This is a genomic window from Pseudomonas sp. p21, from assembly GCF_001642705.1.
In the GTDB taxonomy this organism is placed as follows: Bacteria; Pseudomonadota; Gammaproteobacteria; order Pseudomonadales; family Pseudomonadaceae; genus Aquipseudomonas.
Genome location: NZ_LWBV01000008.1, coordinates 183,898 through 201,753, shown reverse-complemented (window position 1 = coordinate 201,753; position 17,856 = coordinate 183,898). Strand labels below are relative to the sequence as shown.

14 protein-coding genes and 1 pseudogene are annotated in these 17,856 nt (G+C 62.7%); 4 read left to right on the top strand and 11 right to left on the bottom strand.

Going from position 1 to position 17,856, the window contains the following annotated elements; genetic code table 11:
• Nucleotide 1 precedes the first annotated feature (1 nt).
• Both A4C63_RS21710 and A4C63_RS21705 read right to left on the bottom strand, forming a co-directional pair.
• Nucleotides 2-1,252: a sarcosine oxidase subunit beta family protein gene (locus tag A4C63_RS21710; RefSeq protein WP_063914518.1), complete on the bottom strand. Its 1,251-nt coding sequence runs from the start codon at nt 1,250-1,252 to the stop codon at nt 2-4.
• 15 nt (nt 1,253-1,267) lie between these two features.
• Entirely contained in the window at nt 1,268-2,521 is a 1,254-nt protein-coding gene (locus tag A4C63_RS21705; RefSeq protein ID WP_063914517.1) for a serine hydroxymethyltransferase, read from the bottom strand.
• 352 nt (nt 2,522-2,873) lie between these two features.
• On the opposite strand from A4C63_RS21705, the gene A4C63_RS21700 reads away from it, so the two are divergent.
• Nucleotides 2,874-3,311 carry a hypothetical protein gene (locus tag A4C63_RS21700; protein ID WP_063914516.1) on the top strand — a complete coding sequence of 146 codons (438 nt, stop codon included), beginning with the start codon at nt 2,874-2,876 and terminating at the stop codon, nt 3,309-3,311.
• 220 nt (nt 3,312-3,531) lie between these two features.
• Nucleotides 3,532-4,572, top strand: a complete 1,041-nt coding sequence (locus A4C63_RS21695; protein ID WP_063914515.1) for a low specificity L-threonine aldolase — start codon at nt 3,532-3,534, stop codon at nt 4,570-4,572.
• A gap of 106 nt (nt 4,573-4,678) precedes the next feature.
• On the opposite strand, the gene A4C63_RS27135 is transcribed toward A4C63_RS21695, so the two are convergent.
• The 4 genes and pseudogenes from A4C63_RS27135 to A4C63_RS21680 all read right to left on the bottom strand — a co-directional run bounded on the left by A4C63_RS27135 (nt 4,679) and on the right by A4C63_RS21680 (nt 7,325).
• Nucleotides 4,679-5,407 carry a methyl-accepting chemotaxis protein gene (locus A4C63_RS27135; protein WP_370464271.1) on the bottom strand — a complete coding sequence of 243 codons (729 nt, stop codon included), beginning with the start codon at nt 5,405-5,407 and terminating at the stop codon, nt 4,679-4,681.
• 135 nt (nt 5,408-5,542) lie between these two features.
• Nucleotides 5,543-6,571, bottom strand: a pseudogene (locus A4C63_RS27130) (cache domain-containing protein); the annotation flags it as partial.
• A gap of 224 nt (nt 6,572-6,795) precedes the next feature.
• Complete coding sequence (locus tag A4C63_RS21685) at nt 6,796-7,098, bottom strand: cell division protein ZapA (RefSeq protein ID WP_003257516.1); 303 nt, start codon at nt 7,096-7,098, stop codon at nt 6,796-6,798.
• Nucleotides 7,095-7,325 carry a hypothetical protein gene (locus A4C63_RS21680; RefSeq protein WP_063914513.1) on the bottom strand — a complete coding sequence of 77 codons (231 nt, stop codon included), beginning with the start codon at nt 7,323-7,325 and terminating at the stop codon, nt 7,095-7,097. The genes A4C63_RS21685 and A4C63_RS21680 overlap by 4 nt, the downstream gene beginning before the upstream one ends.
• A gap of 276 nt (nt 7,326-7,601) precedes the next feature.
• Between A4C63_RS21680 and A4C63_RS21675 the strand changes: the two genes are divergently transcribed.
• Nucleotides 7,602-9,227: a methyl-accepting chemotaxis protein gene (locus A4C63_RS21675; RefSeq protein ID WP_063914512.1), complete on the top strand. Its 1,626-nt coding sequence runs from the start codon at nt 7,602-7,604 to the stop codon at nt 9,225-9,227.
• A 135-nt stretch (nt 9,228-9,362) separates the two neighbouring features.
• Here A4C63_RS21675 and gbcB read toward each other — a convergent pair whose 3' ends face one another.
• Nucleotides 9,363-10,463 (bottom strand): glycine-betaine demethylase subunit GbcB, encoded by a 1,101-nt coding sequence (gene gbcB, locus A4C63_RS21670; protein WP_063914511.1) that lies wholly within the window; start codon nt 10,461-10,463, stop codon nt 9,363-9,365.
• Nucleotides 10,464-10,757: 294 nt separating this feature from the next.
• Between gbcB and gbcA the strand changes: the two genes are divergently transcribed.
• Entirely contained in the window at nt 10,758-12,050 is a 1,293-nt protein-coding gene (gbcA, locus tag A4C63_RS21665) for a glycine-betaine demethylase subunit GbcA (RefSeq protein WP_063914510.1), read from the top strand.
• A gap of 27 nt (nt 12,051-12,077) precedes the next feature.
• Here the strand turns inward: gbcA and A4C63_RS26020 are convergent, their stop codons facing one another.
• The 4 genes from A4C63_RS26020 to dgcB all read right to left on the bottom strand — a co-directional run bounded on the left by A4C63_RS26020 (nt 12,078) and on the right by dgcB (nt 17,743).
• Nucleotides 12,078-12,902: an RHS repeat-associated core domain-containing protein gene (locus tag A4C63_RS26020; RefSeq protein ID WP_082888391.1), complete on the bottom strand. Its 825-nt coding sequence runs from the start codon at nt 12,900-12,902 to the stop codon at nt 12,078-12,080.
• Between the two features lie 875 nt (nt 12,903-13,777).
• Nucleotides 13,778-14,548, bottom strand: coding sequence for an electron transfer flavoprotein subunit beta (locus A4C63_RS21660; protein ID WP_003257512.1), 771 nt, complete (start codon nt 14,546-14,548; stop codon nt 13,778-13,780).
• 10 nt (nt 14,549-14,558) lie between these two features.
• Nucleotides 14,559-15,791: an electron transfer flavoprotein subunit alpha/FixB family protein gene (locus A4C63_RS21655; protein WP_063914509.1), complete on the bottom strand. Its 1,233-nt coding sequence runs from the start codon at nt 15,789-15,791 to the stop codon at nt 14,559-14,561.
• Complete coding sequence (dgcB, locus tag A4C63_RS21650; RefSeq protein ID WP_063914508.1) at nt 15,791-17,743, bottom strand: dimethylglycine demethylation protein DgcB; 1,953 nt, start codon at nt 17,741-17,743, stop codon at nt 15,791-15,793. The genes A4C63_RS21655 and dgcB overlap by 1 nt, the downstream gene beginning before the upstream one ends.
• Between the last annotated feature and the right edge of the window lie 113 nt (nt 17,744-17,856).

The following is a 17,856-nucleotide window of genomic DNA, read 5'->3' as shown; positions in this document are numbered from 1 at the left end:
GTTAGTGGGCGACGGCGGCAGCGCCGTGTTCGTCGATCAGTGCGCCGCTGTAGAAACGGTCCATGGAGAACGGCGCGGCCAGTGGGTGCATTTCGCCCTTGGCCAGGCTCGCGGCGAAGACGTTGCCCGAACCCGGGGTCGCCTTGAAGCCGCCAGTACCCCAACCGCAGTTGAAGAACATGTTCTTGACCGGGGTCTTGGTGATGATCGGGCAGGCGTCCGGCGAGGTATCGACGATACCGCCCCACTGACGGTTCATGCGCACGCGCGAGAGGTTGGGGAACATCTCGACGATGGCCTGCAGGGTGTGCTCGATCACCGGGTACGAACCGCGCTGGCCGTAGCCGACCCAGCCGTCGATACCGGCACCGATCACCAGGTCGCCCTTGTCGGACTGGCTGATGTAGCCGTGTACGGCGTTGGACATGATCACGCTGTCGATGATCGGCTTGATCGGCTCGGATACCAGTGCTTGCAGCGGGTGCGATTCCAGCGGCAGGCGGAAGCCGGCCAACCTGGCCATGTGCCCGGAGTTACCGGCAGTGACCACGCCGACGCGCTTGGCGCCGATGAAGCCTTTGTTGGTTTCCACGCCAATGACCGCGCCGTTTTCCTTGCGGAAACCGATCACTTCGGTCTGCTGGATCAGGTCCACGCCCAGGGCGTCGGCGGCACGGGCGAAGCCCCAGGCCACGGCGTCGTGACGGGCCACGCCGCCACGGCGCTGCACGGTGGCACCGAGGATCGGGTAGCGGGTGTTCTTCGAGCAGTCCAGGTACGGGATCTCGGCCGCGACCTGGGCAGTGTTGAGCAGCTCGCCATCCACGCCGTTCAGGCGGTTGGCGCTGACGCGGCGCTCGGAGTCACGCATGTCCTGCAGGGTGTGGCACAGGTTGTACACGCCGCGCTGGGAGAACATGACGTTGTAGTTGAGGTCCTGGGACAGGCCCTCCCACAGCTTCATGGCGTGCTCGTACAGGTGCGCCGACTCGTCCCACAGGTAGTTGGAACGCACGATGGTGGTGTTACGGGCGGTGTTGCCGCCGCCCAGGTAGCCCTTCTCGATCACGGCAACGTTGGTGATGCCGTGCTCTTTGGCCAGGTAGTAGGCCGTGGCCAGGCCATGGCCGCCACCGCCGACGATAACCACGTCATAGACCTTTTTAGGGGTTGGCGTGCGCCACATGCGCTGCCAGTTCTCGTGGTGGCTGAGGGAGTGCTTGAAAAGGCCGAAGCCCGAGTAACGTTGCATGGTGTGTGACTCCACTCAGCGGTAAACAGGGAAATCTGCGCACAGGGCCGCGACGTTCTTCGCCACATCGGCTTCGACGTCTGCGTCACCGAGGTTGTCGAGGATGTCGCAGATCCAGCCGGCCAGGGCCACGCACTGCGCGACCTTGAAGCCACGGGTGGTGACCGCCGGGGTGCCGATGCGCAGGCCCGAGGTGACGAACGGCGACTGCGGGTCGTTCGGCACGGCGTTCTTGTTGACGGTGATGTGCGCGCGGCCCAGGGCGGCGTCGGCATCCTTACCGGTGAGGCCCTGGCGAATCAGGCTGACCAGGAACAGGTGGTTGTCGGTACCGCCGGAGACCACGTCATAGCCACGGTCGATGAACACCTGGGCCATGGCCTGGGCGTTTTCGATGACTTGCTTCTGGTAGCTCTTGAACTCAGGTTCCAGCGCTTCCTTGAAGCACACGGCCTTGGCGGCGATCACGTGCATCAGCGGGCCACCCTGGGCGCCCGGGAATACGGCGGCGTTGAGCTTCTTCTCGATCTCTTCGTTGGCCTTGGCCAGGATCAGGCCACCACGCGGACCGCGCAGGGTCTTGTGGGTGGTGGTGGTGACTACGTCGGCGAACGGGATCGGGTTCGGGTACAGGCCAGCGGCAACCAGGCCGGCTACGTGGGCCATGTCGACGAACAGCAGCGCACCGACCTTGTCGGCGATGGCGCGGAAGCGCGGGAAGTCGAGGGTCTTGGAGTAGGCCGAGAAGCCGGCAACGATCATTTTCGGCTTGTGCTCGACAGCCAGGCGCTCGACTTCGTCGTAGTCGATCAGGCCGGTGTTGGTGTCGATGCCGTATTGCACAGCGTTGTACAGCTTGCCCGAGGACGACACCTTGGCGCCGTGGGTCAGGTGGCCGCCGTGGGCCAGGCTCATGCCGAGGATGGTGTCACCGGCCTGCAGCAGGGCCAGGTAGACGGCACCGTTGGCCGAGGAGCCGGAGTGCGGCTGGACGTTGGCGTAGTCGGCACCGAACAGCTGCTTGGCGCGTTCGATGGCCAGGGCTTCTACCTTGTCCACGTGCTCGCAGCCACCGTAGTAGCGCTTGCCCGGGTAGCCTTCGGCGTACTTGTTGGTCAGGCCGCTGCCTTGGGCCTGCATCACGCGCTTGGAGGTGTAGTTTTCCGAGGCGATCAGCTCGATGTGGTCTTCCTGGCGCTGTTCTTCGGCATTCATCGCCGCCAGCAGTGCATCGTCGTAACCCTGGATCTGGTCTTGCTTGCTGAACATCGTGTATCTCCCGGCAGCGATCGTTTTTTGTCGTGGGGCACTGTGGCCCTTTGTGGCGATGTTATGACTGGCCGGGGCGGGTCAGATGCCTGCGCACGCCTTGCAATGGCGCGTTTACGACATTGCGCTGAGCGGCAATACGGTTTTCAGCCCGGCTATCGCTGCTCCCGCCTTGTCTTCTGAGTGTTTTTTCGCCGGGCTGGGTGACCGAGATTCAACTACATATACGCTCGCCACCTATCATTTCTGCTAGTTGCGGGCTCGCAACCTCCCCTGCACCATCAAGTCATGCGCTGCTGTGCTAGGCGCAAGTCACGAAACATTTAGAATTTAACTACAGTGGAATACTAAAATGTCAATCAAAGTGAAATTCAAAAAACTAGCGTTCGACTTGGACCCGAAAAAAACAGCCACACTGTGCAACGTGACGGTCAAAGATGAAGTTTTGATTTATGATACAAAGCACGACATTGAGGAAAACGGCGTATTAAGCGGCATCAATAAATCTCTGGCACCTGAAATTAATTGGGCCGCTGAAAACCCTGCCAAACCCACCCACTCCCTGCCTGATAAAAATAATACTGGAACGTATTATACGATGTATGTTTACCTTCCTGACGGCAACAGCTTTGAGCCCAGCGACGATCAAGCAGAGGTCCTGCTGCGAACATCAGTTGGTGAGCAGTTGGCGTATAAAGGTTATCAGTACAAAGTTGCTAAACGTTTCGTAGCCGCGTATGTAGACAATGGGGTAGAAGGTGACTCTGCCTGGTACATCCACCTGGAATAACTTCTCGCCACATCCCCCTGAGAAACAACATGTTACTGTTCGTCCACCTGCTTTTGCTCCAAGGGCTGAGCAGGTGGATTCTTGATCCTCAAACGAAAGCAACCTCCGCACAGATCGAGTGGTGTATCGAATGGCGACAAACAACGCTGCGCTGCTTGTATAGGCAACTGGCCCTACCATGGTTTAGAGTGCTGTTCTGCGTCGTTCACAGGACAGTGTCATGACAGATAAGAGCCAACAATTCGCCAGCGACAACTATTCCGGCATATGCCCCGAAGCCTGGGCCGCCATGGAGAAGGCCAACCATGGCCACGACCGCGCCTACGGCGACGACCAGTGGACCGGACGCGCCGCGGAGTACTTCCGCAACCTGTTCGAAACCGACTGCGAGGTGTTCTTCGCCTTCAACGGCACCGCCGCCAACTCCCTGGCCCTGGCCTCGCTGTGCCAGAGCTACCACAGCGTGATCTGCTCCGAGACCGCCCACGTCGAAACCGACGAGTGCGGTGCGCCGGAGTTTTTCTCCAACGGCTCCAAGCTGCTGACTGCGCCCAGCGTCAACGGCAAGCTGACGCCGCAGTCGATCCGCGAAGTGGCGCTGAAGCGCCAGGACATCCACTACCCCAAGCCACGCGTGGTCACCATTACCCAGGCCACCGAGGTGGGCACCGTCTATCGCCCCGACGAGCTGAAGGCGATCAGCGCCACCTGCAAGGAGCTGGGGCTGAACCTGCACATGGACGGCGCGCGCTTTAGCAATGCCTGCTCGTTCCTGGGTTGCAGCCCGGCCGAGCTGACCTGGAAGGCCGGCGTCGATGTGCTGTGCTTTGGCGGCACCAAGAACGGCATGGCGGTGGGCGAGGCGATCCTGTTCTTCAACCGCCAGCTGGCCGAGGACTTCGACTACCGCTGCAAGCAGGCCGGGCAACTGGCGTCGAAGATGCGTTTCTTGTCGGCGCCTTGGGTGGGCCTGCTGGAAGATGGCGCCTGGTTGCGCCATGGCAATCACGCCAACCATTGCGCGCAGTTGCTCGCCTCGCTGGTGAGTGACTTGCCAGGGGTGGAGCTGATGTTCCCGGTGGAGGCCAACGGGGTGTTCCTGCAGATGCCGGAGCACGCGATCGAAGCGCTGCGCGGCAGGGGGTGGCGGTTCTATACCTTCATCGGCAGTGGCGGGGCACGGTTCATGTGCTCGTGGGATACCGAGGAAGAGCGGGTGCGCGAGCTGGCGGCGGATATCCGCGCCATCATCCGCGCCTGACAGGCCGCATTCGCGGGCTCGCCCGCTCCCACAGGAATACCGCCACCGACGAGAGCGGTGCAGTACCTGTGGGAGCGGGCAAGCCCGCGAAGAAGCCAACACCGTTCTAAAGCCTGAACCCACCCATCTGCCGCGCCAGGTCATCCGCCAAACCACGCAACGCCTGGCATTCCTCGCGGCATCCCCGCACCTCTGCCGCCGTCTCCCGCGCCAGGTCGGAAATCCCCTGCACCGTACGGTTGATCTCCTCGGTCACCGCCGACTGCTCCTCGGTCGCCGTGGCTACCTGATGGTTCATGTCGCTAATGTGCTCCACCTGGTCAGTAATCGCACCCAACGACGCCCCGGTTCGCTGGCTCGACTCCACCCCGCTACCCGTCGCCTGCTGCCCCGCCTGCATCGAGCTCACCGCCGAACCCGCGCCCTGTTTCAGTCGCTGGATCATCTGCTGCACTTCGTCGGTGGACAGCTGCGTGCGCCGGGCCAAAGTACGAACCTCATCGGCCACCACGGCAAATCCACGCCCCATCTCCCCTGCCCTGGCCGCCTCGATGGCGGCATTCAGCGCCAGCAGGTTGGTCTGCTCGGAAATGCTACGAATCACCGTTAGGACTTCATCGATCGAGGCCACTTCATCGGCCAACTGGCTGACCGCATCGGCCGCCTTGCCGATATCACCCGACATGCCCTCGATACCACGGATCGAGCGTTGCACCACCTCGCGCGCCTGCAAGGCTTCATCCCGCGCCGACTGCGAGGCCTGCGCCGCATCGCCGGCGTTGCGGGCAATGTCCTGCACGGTCAACCCCATTTCGTGCACGGCAGTGGCGACCATTTCGGTCATTTCCTGCTGCCGCCCGGAACGCTCGGCGGTGTTGTCCACCACCTGCGTCACCTGCTCGACCGCCTGGTGCAGCCGCTCGGAGGTGTGCAGTACCTCGCCGATCAGCCGGCGCTGGCTGTCAAGGAAGCGGTTGAAGCCACGTGCCAGGTCGCCCAGTTCATCTTGGCGTGAATCATCCAGCCGGTGGCTGAGGTCACCCGCGCCACTGCCGATCTGCACCAACGCCGCAGTGACGCGCCGGATCGGCCGCACCAGGCCACGCGCCAGCACCACCACCAGCAGCAGCGACACCAGCGCCACGGCACCACCGATCAGGCTGGTCAGCCATACCGCCTGATGCATTTGCGCGTAGATCTCCTCCTCCGGCACCTCGGCCACCAAGGTCCAGTTGAGGTCGCGCAGGGGCAGGCCGAGCGCCAGGTAGCTTTCGCCGTCACGGCTGAAGCGGCTGCTGCGCAGGCCTTCGCCGCCGGTCATCAGCGCCTTGGCGGCATCCGCGCCGAGCTGCTCGGTGAGCTGGCGTTTGCCACTGAAGGCAGCGTCCGGGTGAACCTGGATCAGGCCATCGTTACGCACCAGGAACACCTTGCCGTGCTCGCCAAAGTTGAAGTCATGGATCAGCTGCGACAGCTCGGTCATGCGCAGGCCCATGCCGGCCACGCCGACCAGTTGGCCATTCTTTTCCACGCGGTAGTCGATGAACAGCGCCAGCTCGCCTGTGGCACCGTCGATGTCGATATTGATCAGGCGCTCGGCGCCGCTGTCGATGTAGCCGTAGAACCATTTGTCCTTGGGGTTGCTGCGGCTGAGGGTACGGTCCAGGCCATTCTCGCTGTAGTAGTGGCCGGTTTCGGTCGAGACGAACAGGGTGGTGAAGGCCTGGTTGCGCTGCTTGGCGGCGGTAAGGTACTCGATGAATGCCGCGACCCGGGCGGGGTCTTCACCGGCCGCAAGCCAGTCGCGCAGCAGGGTGTTGCCGGCAATGTCCGCCGCCGCCACCAGCGGCTGGCCCAGCATGCGCTCGATGTCGTTGCGGATGGCCTCGATACTGGCGGGCAGCGCGGTGTCGACCAGGTACCGTTCGGTGAGGCGGTTGAGCGCCACCGTGAAGATGATAACCACCACCAGGATGCTCGCCAGCAGGGCGGCGCCCATGCTGGTGATCAATTGCCGCTGGATGCTCTTACGCCAGATACGCATGCCCCTACTCCCCGCACATTATTGTTTTGCGGAAAGTGTATACACTTGCGTATCCAGTTAATCCAGTGATCTGAAGCAATCCGCCGCCCCTGTGGGAGCGGGTTTACCCGCGAATGCGATGGTTGATCCACTGACGCATTCGCGGGTAAACCCGCTCACACAGGGGGCGGTGCAGGGCCTTATTGTTCGGCAATGGTCCGCACGATGGCGTCCACCGTGGCGTCGATCTGCGCCTGGGTACGCTCCAGCGTCTTGCGGTGCTCATCCTGCAGCTCGATCTGCCGCGAACACAGGTTCAGCGCGGCCAGCACCAGCAGCTTGTCGCCGATCAGGGTCGGGTACTGACGCTTGGTCTGGGCCAGCGCCGTGTTGAGCATTTGCACCGCCTGGGCCAGGGTAGCTTCCTGGCCTTCAGGCGCCTTGATCGAATAGTCATTGCCGAGGATCGACACGACATTGATCGGTTGCGCTCGCAGTGTCATGCGCCTACGACGCCGGCGTTGGCGCGCTCGAGCAGCGCCTGCAGGCGTGCGGCGGTGCTGCCGTTCTTCTCTTCCTGCTCCATCAGCGACAGCTGCAGGGTTTCGTTCTCTTCCTTGGCCTGGGCCAGTTCCTGGCCGAGGGCGATGTTCTGCTCGGTGAGTTGAGCGTTCTTCTGCATCAGGTCGCTGACCAGTTGCTCGATTTGATTCAGGGAAGCTTCCAGCATGGGTCTATCTCAGGTTGTTGCGAGGGGCGCACACGATAAAGAAAAGTGCGGCCCATCGCCATTAAATATCGGATTCACGAGGTGTCTAACCCGCAGATTGACAGAGGAACCACGCCCTTGTTCCGACCTGGATCAACCGCCGGTCAGGAACACCGGAGCCGCCGCGCAATTTTGCCAGGCGCACACTCAAGACTGACCAGTCACGACCGATACTCAAGGAGTCACATCCTGTCGCACAGGTTGCGTCTCCCTCACTTGCCTGGATCTGCCCGTACCATGTCATTACGCAACATGAATATTGCCCCGCGCGCACTGCTTGGCTTTGCGCTTATCGGCCTGCTGATGCTCGCCCTTGGTATCTTCTCCCTGGTACAGATGGGCAACATCCGCGAGGCCGGCCTGGTCATCGAACAGGTCAGCGTGCCCGCCATCAAAACCCTCGATGAGCTCAACGTGCTGAACCTGCGCATGCGCAGCCTCGCCTACCGCCTTCTGGTGAATCGCGAGCCGCAAAACCAGCAGGACACCCTCAACCTGATGGATCAGCGCAACCAGGAGATCGACCGCGCGCGCCAGGTCTACCTGCCGCTAATCAGTGCCGCCGACGAACAGGCCGCGTACGACCAATACGTACAGTTGCTAAACCAGTACCGCCAGCTGGAATCGCACATGCGCAGCCTGAGCCAGGCCGGCCGCCTCGACGAACTGAGGGAGGTTCTCAACCGTGACGTGCTGGCCACCTCCGAACAGATCAACAAGATCATGGAGACCCTGGTGCGCATCAATACCGAGCAGACCCGTGACACCAACGCGAAAGCCGCCAGCCAGTACGACGTGGCGTTCTCCCTGGTGATCGCCCTGTTGGTCGCCGCCACCCTGCTGACTTTTGCCTGCGCCCTGCTGTTGACCCGCAGCATCGTCAAGCCGATTGACGAGGCGCTCAGGTGCGCCGAACAAATTGCCGACGGCGACCTGACCCACGTCATCCATACCGAGGGTACCGACGAAGCTGCCCGCCTGCTGCGCGCCATGGCCCGCATGCAGGACAAGCTGCGCGACACCTTGCTGCTGATTGCCGGCTCTGCGACTCAACTGGCCTCGGCTGCCGAGGAGCTGAACGCCGTCACCGACGAAAGCGCCCGTGGCCTGCAGCAGCAGAACAACGAAATCGAACAGGCCGCCACTGCGGTGACCGAGATGACCAGCGCCGTGGAAGAGGTGGCGCGCAATGCAGTCAGCACCTCGGAGGCCTCCAGCGAAGCCAGCCGTTCGGCTGGCGATGGCCGCGACCTGGTCATGGAAACCGTGGGTGCCATCGAGCGCATGAGCGGCGACGTGCAAGCCACCGCCACGCTGATCACCCATCTGGCTGAGCAATCGCGTGATATCGGCAAGGTGCTCGATGTGATCCGTGGCCTGGCCGACCAGACCAACCTGCTGGCACTCAATGCCGCGATCGAGGCAGCGCGCGCTGGTGAGGCGGGCCGTGGTTTTGCCGTAGTGGCCGATGAGGTACGGGCGCTGGCTCATCGTACCCAGCAGTCGACCAGTGAGATCGAGCGGATGATCGGCAGTATTCAGGGGGGTACGGAAGAGGCAGTGGAATCGATGCGCACCAGCACCGAACGCGCTGAGTCCACCCTCAATATTGCCCGTGGCGCGGGTATGGCGCTGGACACCATTGCCGGGGCGGTGGCGCAGATCAACGAGCGCAACCTGGTGATTGCCAGTGCGGCGGAAGAGCAGGCGCAGGTGGCGCGGGAAGTGGACCGCAACCTGGTGAACATCAATGACCTGTCGGTGCAGAGTGCTACCGGGGCGCATCAGACCAGTGCGGCGAGTGCGGAGTTGTCGCGGTTGGCTGTGGATCTGAATGGGATGGTGGCGCGCTTCCGCACCTGACTTCAGATAGCCGGGGCCGCTTTGCGGCCCATCGCGACACAAGGCCGCTCCCACATTGACCGGCGTAACCGGGGGCTGTGTGTGAGCGGCCTTGTGTCGCGAAAGGGCTGCAAGGCAGCCCCCTGCATTCCCGGATCAGTAATCGATCCGCACATCCCCTTTCGGCACGCTGCAGCACGACAGGATGTAGCCCTCGGCTTCGTCCTCTTCGGTAATGCCGCCGTTGTGCTCCATCTCCACTTCGCCGCCCAGCTTGAGCACCTTGCAGGTGCCGCAAATACCCATGCCGCAGGCTTTCGGGATCATCAGGCCAACTTTGGCCGCCGCCGCGTGCACGGTCTCGCCCGGGGCGATGCGGATGCTCTTCTCGCTGCCGATGAACTCCACCAGGTTGAGGTCGGCCGCATCCAGCTCCGGCGCGTCAGCAGCCTGCTCGGCGTGCTCCACCGCATCGGCCTTGGCTTCGGCCGGCGTCGCACCGAACGACTCCTCGTGGTAGTTCTTCATGTCGAAGCCGACCGCTTCGAGCATGCGCTTGACCGCAGTCATGTAGGGTGTCGGGCCGCAGCAGAACACCACGCGGTCCATGTAGTCCGGCGCGATCAGCTCCATCAGGCGCTGGTTCAGGTAGCCACGGTAACCCGCCCACGGCTCGCCCAGGCCATGCTTTTCGCAAATGATGTGCAGGCTGAAGTTGGGGATGCGCGAAGCCATCTGCTCCAGCTCGCGGTGGTAGATGATGTCCTTCGGCGAACGGGCACTGTGCACGAACACCATGTCGACATTGCCGTTGGTGTCGTAGAACCAGCGCGCCATCGACATGACCGGGGTGATACCGACGCCGCCCGAGAGGTACAGCACCTTCTGCGCCGGGAAGTCGATGGCGTTGAACAGCCCCACCGGGCCGTGCACTGGCAGCTCGGCGCCTTCGTGCATGGTGTCGTGGAGGAAGTTGGACACCAGCCCGCCCGGTACACGCTTGACGGTGATCGAGAAGCTGTAGGGCACCGACGGTGAACTGGAGATGGTGTAGGAGCGCATCACCGGCTTGCCTTCGATCTCCAGCTCCAGGGTGACGAACTGCCCTGGCTTGAAGAAGAACATGATCGGCTGGTCGGCCATGAAGCAGAACGTGCGCACGTCCCAGGTCTCCTGGATGACCTTGACGCAGCGCACGATGTGGCGGCCGTTGGCCCAGGTCTGGGTAGTGACCGGATTGAGGAAGGTATCGGACATGTTCATCTCCAGCAGCCGACTATTGGCCTTTTATGGCTTGGATAATGCGCAAGCTGAAGACGACGTACATTCCTGCCAGCGACATCGGCGTGCTCATCGCGACCAGCCCCGTGCTGCAAGGGCTGGCGCGTCGTAATTCAAATCGGCCATGTCGCCCATGGATACGGTTCATGGCGCCTTCGGACGCACACTCCACGGCAAAACAACTAGCTGTTTCTTGATGAGCAGCCTTGCGGCACCACAACAACGATTAGCCACCTTTTGCCGGCCGCACACGGCCCCGAGGAATACACGATGGACGTCACCGCAACCCTGAGCCTGGGCGATCCACTGGAACCTGCACGCAAGGCCACCGCCGAGATGCTGCAGACCCGCGAGCGCACCTACTCGCTGCCCCAGCCTTTCTACAACGACGAGCGTCTGTTCCAGATCGACATGCAGGAGATCTTCCACAAGGAGTGGCTGATCGCCGGCATGACCTGCGAGATCCCGGCCAAGGGCAACTACATCACCCTGCAGATCGGCAAGAACCCGATCATCGTGGTGCGTGGCGCCGAAGGTAAAGTGCATGCCTTCCACAACGTCTGCCGCCACCGTGGTTCGCGTCTGTGCGTCAGCGACAAGGGCAAGGTGGCCAAGCTGGTCTGCCCGTACCACCAGTGGACCTACGAACTGGACGGTCGCCTGCTGTTCGCCGGTACCGAAATGGGTGCCGACTTCGACATGAACCAGTACGGCCTGAAGCCGGTGAACGTTAAGGTCGCTGGTGGCTACATTTTCATCAGCCTGGCGGAAAACCCGCCGGCCATCGACGAGTTCCTGGCTACCCTGGACCACTACATGGAACCGTACGACATGGAGAACACCAAGGTGGCGGTGCAAACCACCTTGATGGAAAAGGCCAACTGGAAGCTGGTGCTGGAAAACAACCGCGAGTGCTACCACTGCAACGGTTCGCACCCGGAGCTGCTGCAAACCCTGCTGGAATGGGACGACACCAACGACCCACGCGCCAGCCAGGAATTCAAGGACCACGTGGCCGCCTCCGCTGCCGCCTGGGAAGCCGAGAAAATCCCGTACCTGCACAAGAGCCACGGCCTGCGTAACCGCATCGTGCGCATGCCGCTGCTCAAAGGCACCGTGTCGATGACCATGGACGGCAAGCAGGCCTGCCAGAAGCTGATGGGCCGTATCAAGAACCCGGACTTGGGTTCGATGCGTATCCTGCACCTGCCGCACTCGTGGAACCACTGCATGGGCGACCACATGATCGTGTTCACCGTGTGGCCGATCAGCGCCCAGGAAACCATGGTCACCACCAAGTGGCTGGTGCACAAGGATGCCGTGGAAGGTGTCGATTACGACCCGGAACGCATGCGCAAAGTGTGGGACGCCACCAACGACCAGGACCGTCGCCTGGCCGAAGAGAACCAGCGTGGTATCAACTCCACCGCCTACCAGCCAGGGCCGTACTCGAAGACCTACGAGTTTGGCGTGGTCAACTTCATTGACTGGTACAGCCAGCGGCTGCTGAACAACCTGGGGGCGGAGCCGGCGGCATATCTGAAGGAAGTGCAGGCGCAGTGATACGCGCCAACCAAGCCTGTGGGTGAATCACAGGCTTGGACCTCCTCCCTTTGCTCCCCGGATGTTCGCGCCAATCGCCGCTGGTAGAGATCCGTCATCTGGAGCATTCGGCAAGGAGCCCCTCTCACTATCGATCACATAAACCGAATGTACCGAATCCTTTTTCGGACTGCTCGGCGGCGTTCTCTTGGACTTTTTCTTCTTAATTCGCCCCTGGAAAATCGTTCTGAGATTCGATCTGACATTTTTCTTGACGCCGTGCCAGAGCCTCGATCGATTATCCCAAAGTGCCTTTACCAGGCGGGTGCCCGCACCCGTCAGCAGCAGCCCGGTCCCAGCGGCAGAGACGTAGGGAGCTGCGGCAACTCCGGCAAGGCCGAGTCCAGCCCCTACGGCGCTGGTGGCAGACCCCATTAATGCCGTCCGCGAGGCATTTATCGCAAGCCTCCCTTTAGGGGTTGGGCCGACCATGAGCGCCACCGGCGAAACCACATGCAACGTTGCTGTCAGAGCGCGCTGCACCTGTGGCAGCCAAAAAGGGATAGCGCCACTGGGATCGTGGCGGTTCACCGGATCGGCTGCACAATACATGTACACATTGAGGCCGCCTTCACCGAACGGGCTGAATGCATCTGCCGAGTGAAAACGCATGAGCATCGGATTGAACTGGCGATAACCGTTACCCAGGTGATAGCAGCCTGTCAGCGGATCTTTCGGCTCGCCACAGAACGCACTCATCGGCCCACCCTGGATAGCGGAACACCCGTAGGGTGTGTAAACCCTACCGACGCTGTCTGACTCGTTCAGGACAGAGCTCTGCAAGTCGATGGCCAGTAAATGCACCAGATTCATAGGCAGGATCTCCAAAGGGGCTGCCTCGATCCTAAGAGCATTGAAATCGAGATGAAACTGGCATAAATGACAGGTAGCGGTGATTTATCCCAAGGTTATACACAGCCCCTGTGGAAAATGTTGTCCGGCGCTCCCCCGTCTCCTTCTAGCCCAAATCGAACGTTTTTTGACCAAGCCATTGAAAGTCTTGCTGATAATGGCTCGGCGGCCTCTGCACACACTTTGTCCACAGAGACGCCAACAGACTTTGTGAGCAACCGATGAAATTTTTCCAATCGATTTGTGGATAAACGACTCAAGGCCCTGATTATCGGGGATTAGGAAGGCTTCAGTCGGATTTGATCATTTTTTGAACAATTCTATGAAAGCCTTTAACTACGGGGCTTACAGGCGCTACCGAACAGATTATCCACAGACCGGCTAACAGCGATTGTGGGCAAAATCAGGAGGAGGCTGACGCGCACGCATGCGAAGGCTGGGAGAATGCCTGATCGTTTTTTGATCAAAACCTTGAAGGCCACGTAATACAAGGGCTGTAGACATGCGCCAACACTTTATCCACACCTTGGCGAACAGATTTGGTGGGCAAAACTTTCCGGCTGCAGCTGGAACACCCTTGCAGGAGCAACCTAGTGCTGCGAAGAGCCCGGTATGAGCAACAGATAGGCATTGTCAGTACGGGCCTCTTCGCAGCACAAGGCTGCTCCTACAGGGACCTTGCAGCTATTGAGGCTGCGCTGTACCTGTGGGAGGTGGCTTGCCGGCGATGGGCTGCGTAGCAGCCCCGGCAATCTTGAATCGGACTCGAGATCCTCGGGCCGCGCTGCGGCCCATCGCGACACAAGGCCGCTCCTACACGGGGACCGCGTAAGGTTTCAGCGCAGCACGCCCTCTTCCACCAGCAGCTTGAGGATGGCCTCGGCGCCTTCCTGGGGCGAAACATCCTTCAGCACCTTGCCACCGCCCCCACTGGCCTTGGCGGTTGCCGCCTTCATCCGGTCGGCGCCGCTCTTGGCCTTGATCACCTTCAGCCGCTTGGGCCGTGGGCGGGCCGGTTGCAGTTCGGCTTCGGCCAGCAGTTCGTCTTCGACGATGGCCACGTTGCGCGCCGCCAGTACACCCCGACGCGCCGGCCCGAAAGCACTCTGGCGCGGCTTGGGCGCTGCGTTATCCACAGTCGCCAGCAGCGGCAGGCGCACTTTCAGCCGACGCCGCTGACCACGCGGCAAAGCCTGCAGCACCTGGGCGGTGCCGTTGTCGATCGATTCCACTTCGGCCAGCCCCACAATCAACGGCCAGCCGAGCTTTTCGGCCAGCAGGAACGGCAACATGCCCGACCCCTCGCCAGTCTCGGCCTGGCTGCCGGTCAGCACCAGCTGTGCCCCGGCGTCGCGCAGGTAATCCCCGAGCACGCCCAGCACATCGGCACCGGCCGGTTGCTCCAGCACATCCAGATGGTCCAGGCCCATGCCCAGGTAGGCACGCAGCGCCTCTTCCCGTGGGTCACCAGCATGCACCACCTGCAAGTTATCCCCAGCCAGCTGCAAACCCAACTCCACGGCACGGGCATCCTGCTCGGCGCGGCGGGCGCGACCGGAGCTGGGGTGGGCACCGATGGAAACCAGGCTGATCACTTTCGTACTCATGCTCGTGCCCTTATGCCGCGTCGCGCTGGCCGCCGCTGCGGTAGTTGTCCACAGCCTCGATCAGTGCCTTGAGAATCGCCGAGCTGTCGCCAATCACCGACAGGTCGGCCCGTTTGATCATGTCGCAGCCCGGGTCCATGTTGATCGCCACCACCTTGTCGCAGGCGCCGATGCCCTGCAGGTGCTGGATCGCGCCCGAGATACCCACAGCCACGTAGACCCGCGCAGTGACCCAGGTACCAGTAGCACCCACCTGGCGGTTGCGCGGCATGAAGCCGTCGTCCACCGCCACCCGCGAGGCGCCTTCGGTTGCGCCGAGGGCGGCTGTGGCCTTGTGATACAGGTCCCAGTCCTTGACGCCGTTGCCGCCCGAGACGATGAATTCGGCCTCGGCCATGGCAATGGCGGCCGGGTCCACGGCCACCGAGCCGAGGTCTTCGATGCGCGACAGGCTGCGCGCCACGCTTGTGGACAACTCCACAGGCAAGGCTTCGTGACGGGTTTCGCTGACCGGCTCGGCGCACTCGCCCGCCGCCAGGATCAGGCGTGGTACGGCGCGCTGCAGGTCTTGCTGGCCGGCACCGGCACGGCCGATGCACTGGCCGTCCTTGACCTGCCATACCCGCGTCGCCGGGCGCTCGCCCAGTGCCGCGCCCAGGCGCCGGCCCAGTTCGCCGCCACCGGTGCGGCTGTCTGGTAGCAGCCAGTGGCGCGGGGTGAACTGGTTATCAACAGCCCGCAGGCCTTGTACCAGTTGCTCCGGTGCATAACCTTCGAAAGCCTCGCCCTCGATGACCAGCAGGCGGTCGACCCCGGCTGTGGAAAAGTTGCTTTCCTTGTGCTCGCCAAACACCACCGCCAGCACCGCACCGTCGCTGCCGGCCAGGCTGTGGGCCAGGCCGAGCAGGTCGCGGTCGTGGCTGCTCAGGCGGCCGCCGACCATGTCCGGCACCACGGCAATGTAGAACGCCGGCGCCGGCACCTGGTGCAGCGGCAGCTTGACCTCGGCCGCCGCCGTGCGCCGCCCGCCCACAGCGGTGCCCTGCTGGGCGCCGCTGCGGTCGATGCGCTTGATGCCGGCCGGGCCGATGAAGCCTGCAGCGATCGCATGGGGGTTCTTGCGGATGAGGCCGTTGGGCCCCATCCAGCTGGTCTGTTGCGTCTGCATCGCTGCATGCAGCGGGTGCAGACGGTTACGGGCGATCCACTCGGCGCGTGGGTCGCGGCGGATAATGTCGCTCATCAGTGCACCTCCGCAGGTTCACGTTTGGCCGTTTGCGGCTTTGGGGCAGAGGGCGCGTCCTCTTCGATCAGCACGTCGGCCACCAGTTCGGCCAGGTCCTTGATCTGTGGGCGCGGTTCGACGACACCTTCGAGCATGGCGGTGCACTGCGGGCACCCCACGGCTACCAGCTCGGCCTCGGTCTCGCGGATGTCGTCCATGCGCATGTCCGGTATACGCTGCTTGCCAGGGATGTCGGTGATCGGCGCACCGCCGCCACCACCGCAGCAACGGGAACGGAAGCCCGAGCGCTGCATCTCGCGCACTTCGATACCCAGCGCCTTGAGCACTTCGCGCGGGGCTTCGTACTCGCCGTTGTAACGGCCCAGGTAGCACGGGTCGTGGTAGGTGACGCTGCCACCCTTGTGCTGGCCGAGGTTGAGCTTGTTGGCCGCGATCAGTTCGGCGATGTAGGTGCTGTGGTGCTGCACCTGGTAGTCGCCGCCCAGGGCGCCGTACTCGTTCTTCAGCACATGGAAGCTGTGCGGGTCGCAGGTGACGATGCGCTGGAACTTGTACTTGGCCAGGGTCTGGATATTGCGTTTGGCCAATTGCTGGAAGGTCGCCTCGTCGCCCAGGCGGCGTGCCACGTCGCCGCTGTCGCGTTCTTCCAGGCCGAGCACGGCAAAGTCCACGCCCGAAGCCTTGAGCACTTTGACGAACGCGCGCAGGGTGCGCTGGTTGCGCATGTCGAAGGCACCGTCACCGACCCAGAACAACACCTCGGTGGTTTTCACCTCCGACAGCAGTTGCAGGTTGAGGTCGGCGGCCCAGTTCATGCGGCCACCAGGAGCGAAACCGCCCGGGTTGTCGGTGGCGATCAGGTTGTCCAGCACTTCGGCGCCCTTGTTCGGGGTAGCGCCTTTTTCCAGGGTGAGGTGACGGCGCATGTCGACGATGGCATCGACGTGCTCGATCATCATCGGGCATTCCTCGACGCAGGCACGGCAGGTGGTGCACGACCACAGCGTTTCGGCGTCGACCAGGCCATTGACGATCGGCTGGTGCGGGTGGCCGCCGTGTTCACCGATCGGTTTGCCCGGGTAAGGGCTGCCGGCGAACTGCGCGTCGGTACCACCGGCCAGGCCGATAACCATGTCCTGGATGAGCTTTTTCGGGTTCAGCGGCTGGCCGGCGGCAAAGGCCGGGCACATGGCTTCACATTTACCGCACTGCACGCAGGCATCGAAGCCCAGCAGCTGGTTCCAGGTGAAGTCCACCGGCTTTTCCACGCCCAGCGGCGCATTCGGGTCTTCCAGGTCCAGCGGCTTGAGGCCGGTGGAGCGGCCGCCGCCGAAGCGTTCGGCGCGGCGGTGCCAGGCCAGGTGCAGGGCACCGGCGAAGGCGTGTTTCATCGGGCCGCCCCAGGTCATGCCGAAGAACAGCTCCGACACGCCCCACAGCACGCCCAGGCCGAGAATACCGACCATCACCCAGCCACCGGTATTGGCCGGCAGGATGCCGGCGACCGGCAAGGTGGCGATGAAGAAGCTTGCGGCGAACGCCAACAGGCTTTTCGGCAGGCGCATCCACGGGCCCTTGGACAGGCGCGAAGGCGGGTTGAGGCGGCGTTTGAAGACAAAGATGGCGCCGCTGAACATGATTACCGTGGCCACCAGCAACGCATAGCCGAGGATCTTGCTCTGCAGGCCGAAGCCGTGTACCAGGATGGCCAACACGGCCGACAGCACGAAGCCGCCTGCGGTGGCCACGTGGGTCTTGGACATGTACTTGTCGCGCTCGACCACATGGTGCAGGTCCACCAGGTAGCGGCGCGGCATGGCCAGCAGGCCGCCGATCAGGTTGACCTTGGACGGCCGGCCACGCCGCCACATGCGCACCCGGCGCAGGGCGCCGAGCACCGCCAGGCCAAGGGCAGCGAACAGCAGGATGGGTAGAAGGGTGTTCAACATGGGAGGCTCCCACAACAGCTGGATTCTTGCGCCACTCTCAAGCGCGGCGCGGACCCTGTGGGAGCGGGTTCACCCGCGAATGCGTCCGGTCAGGCAACGGTGTTGTCAGTGCT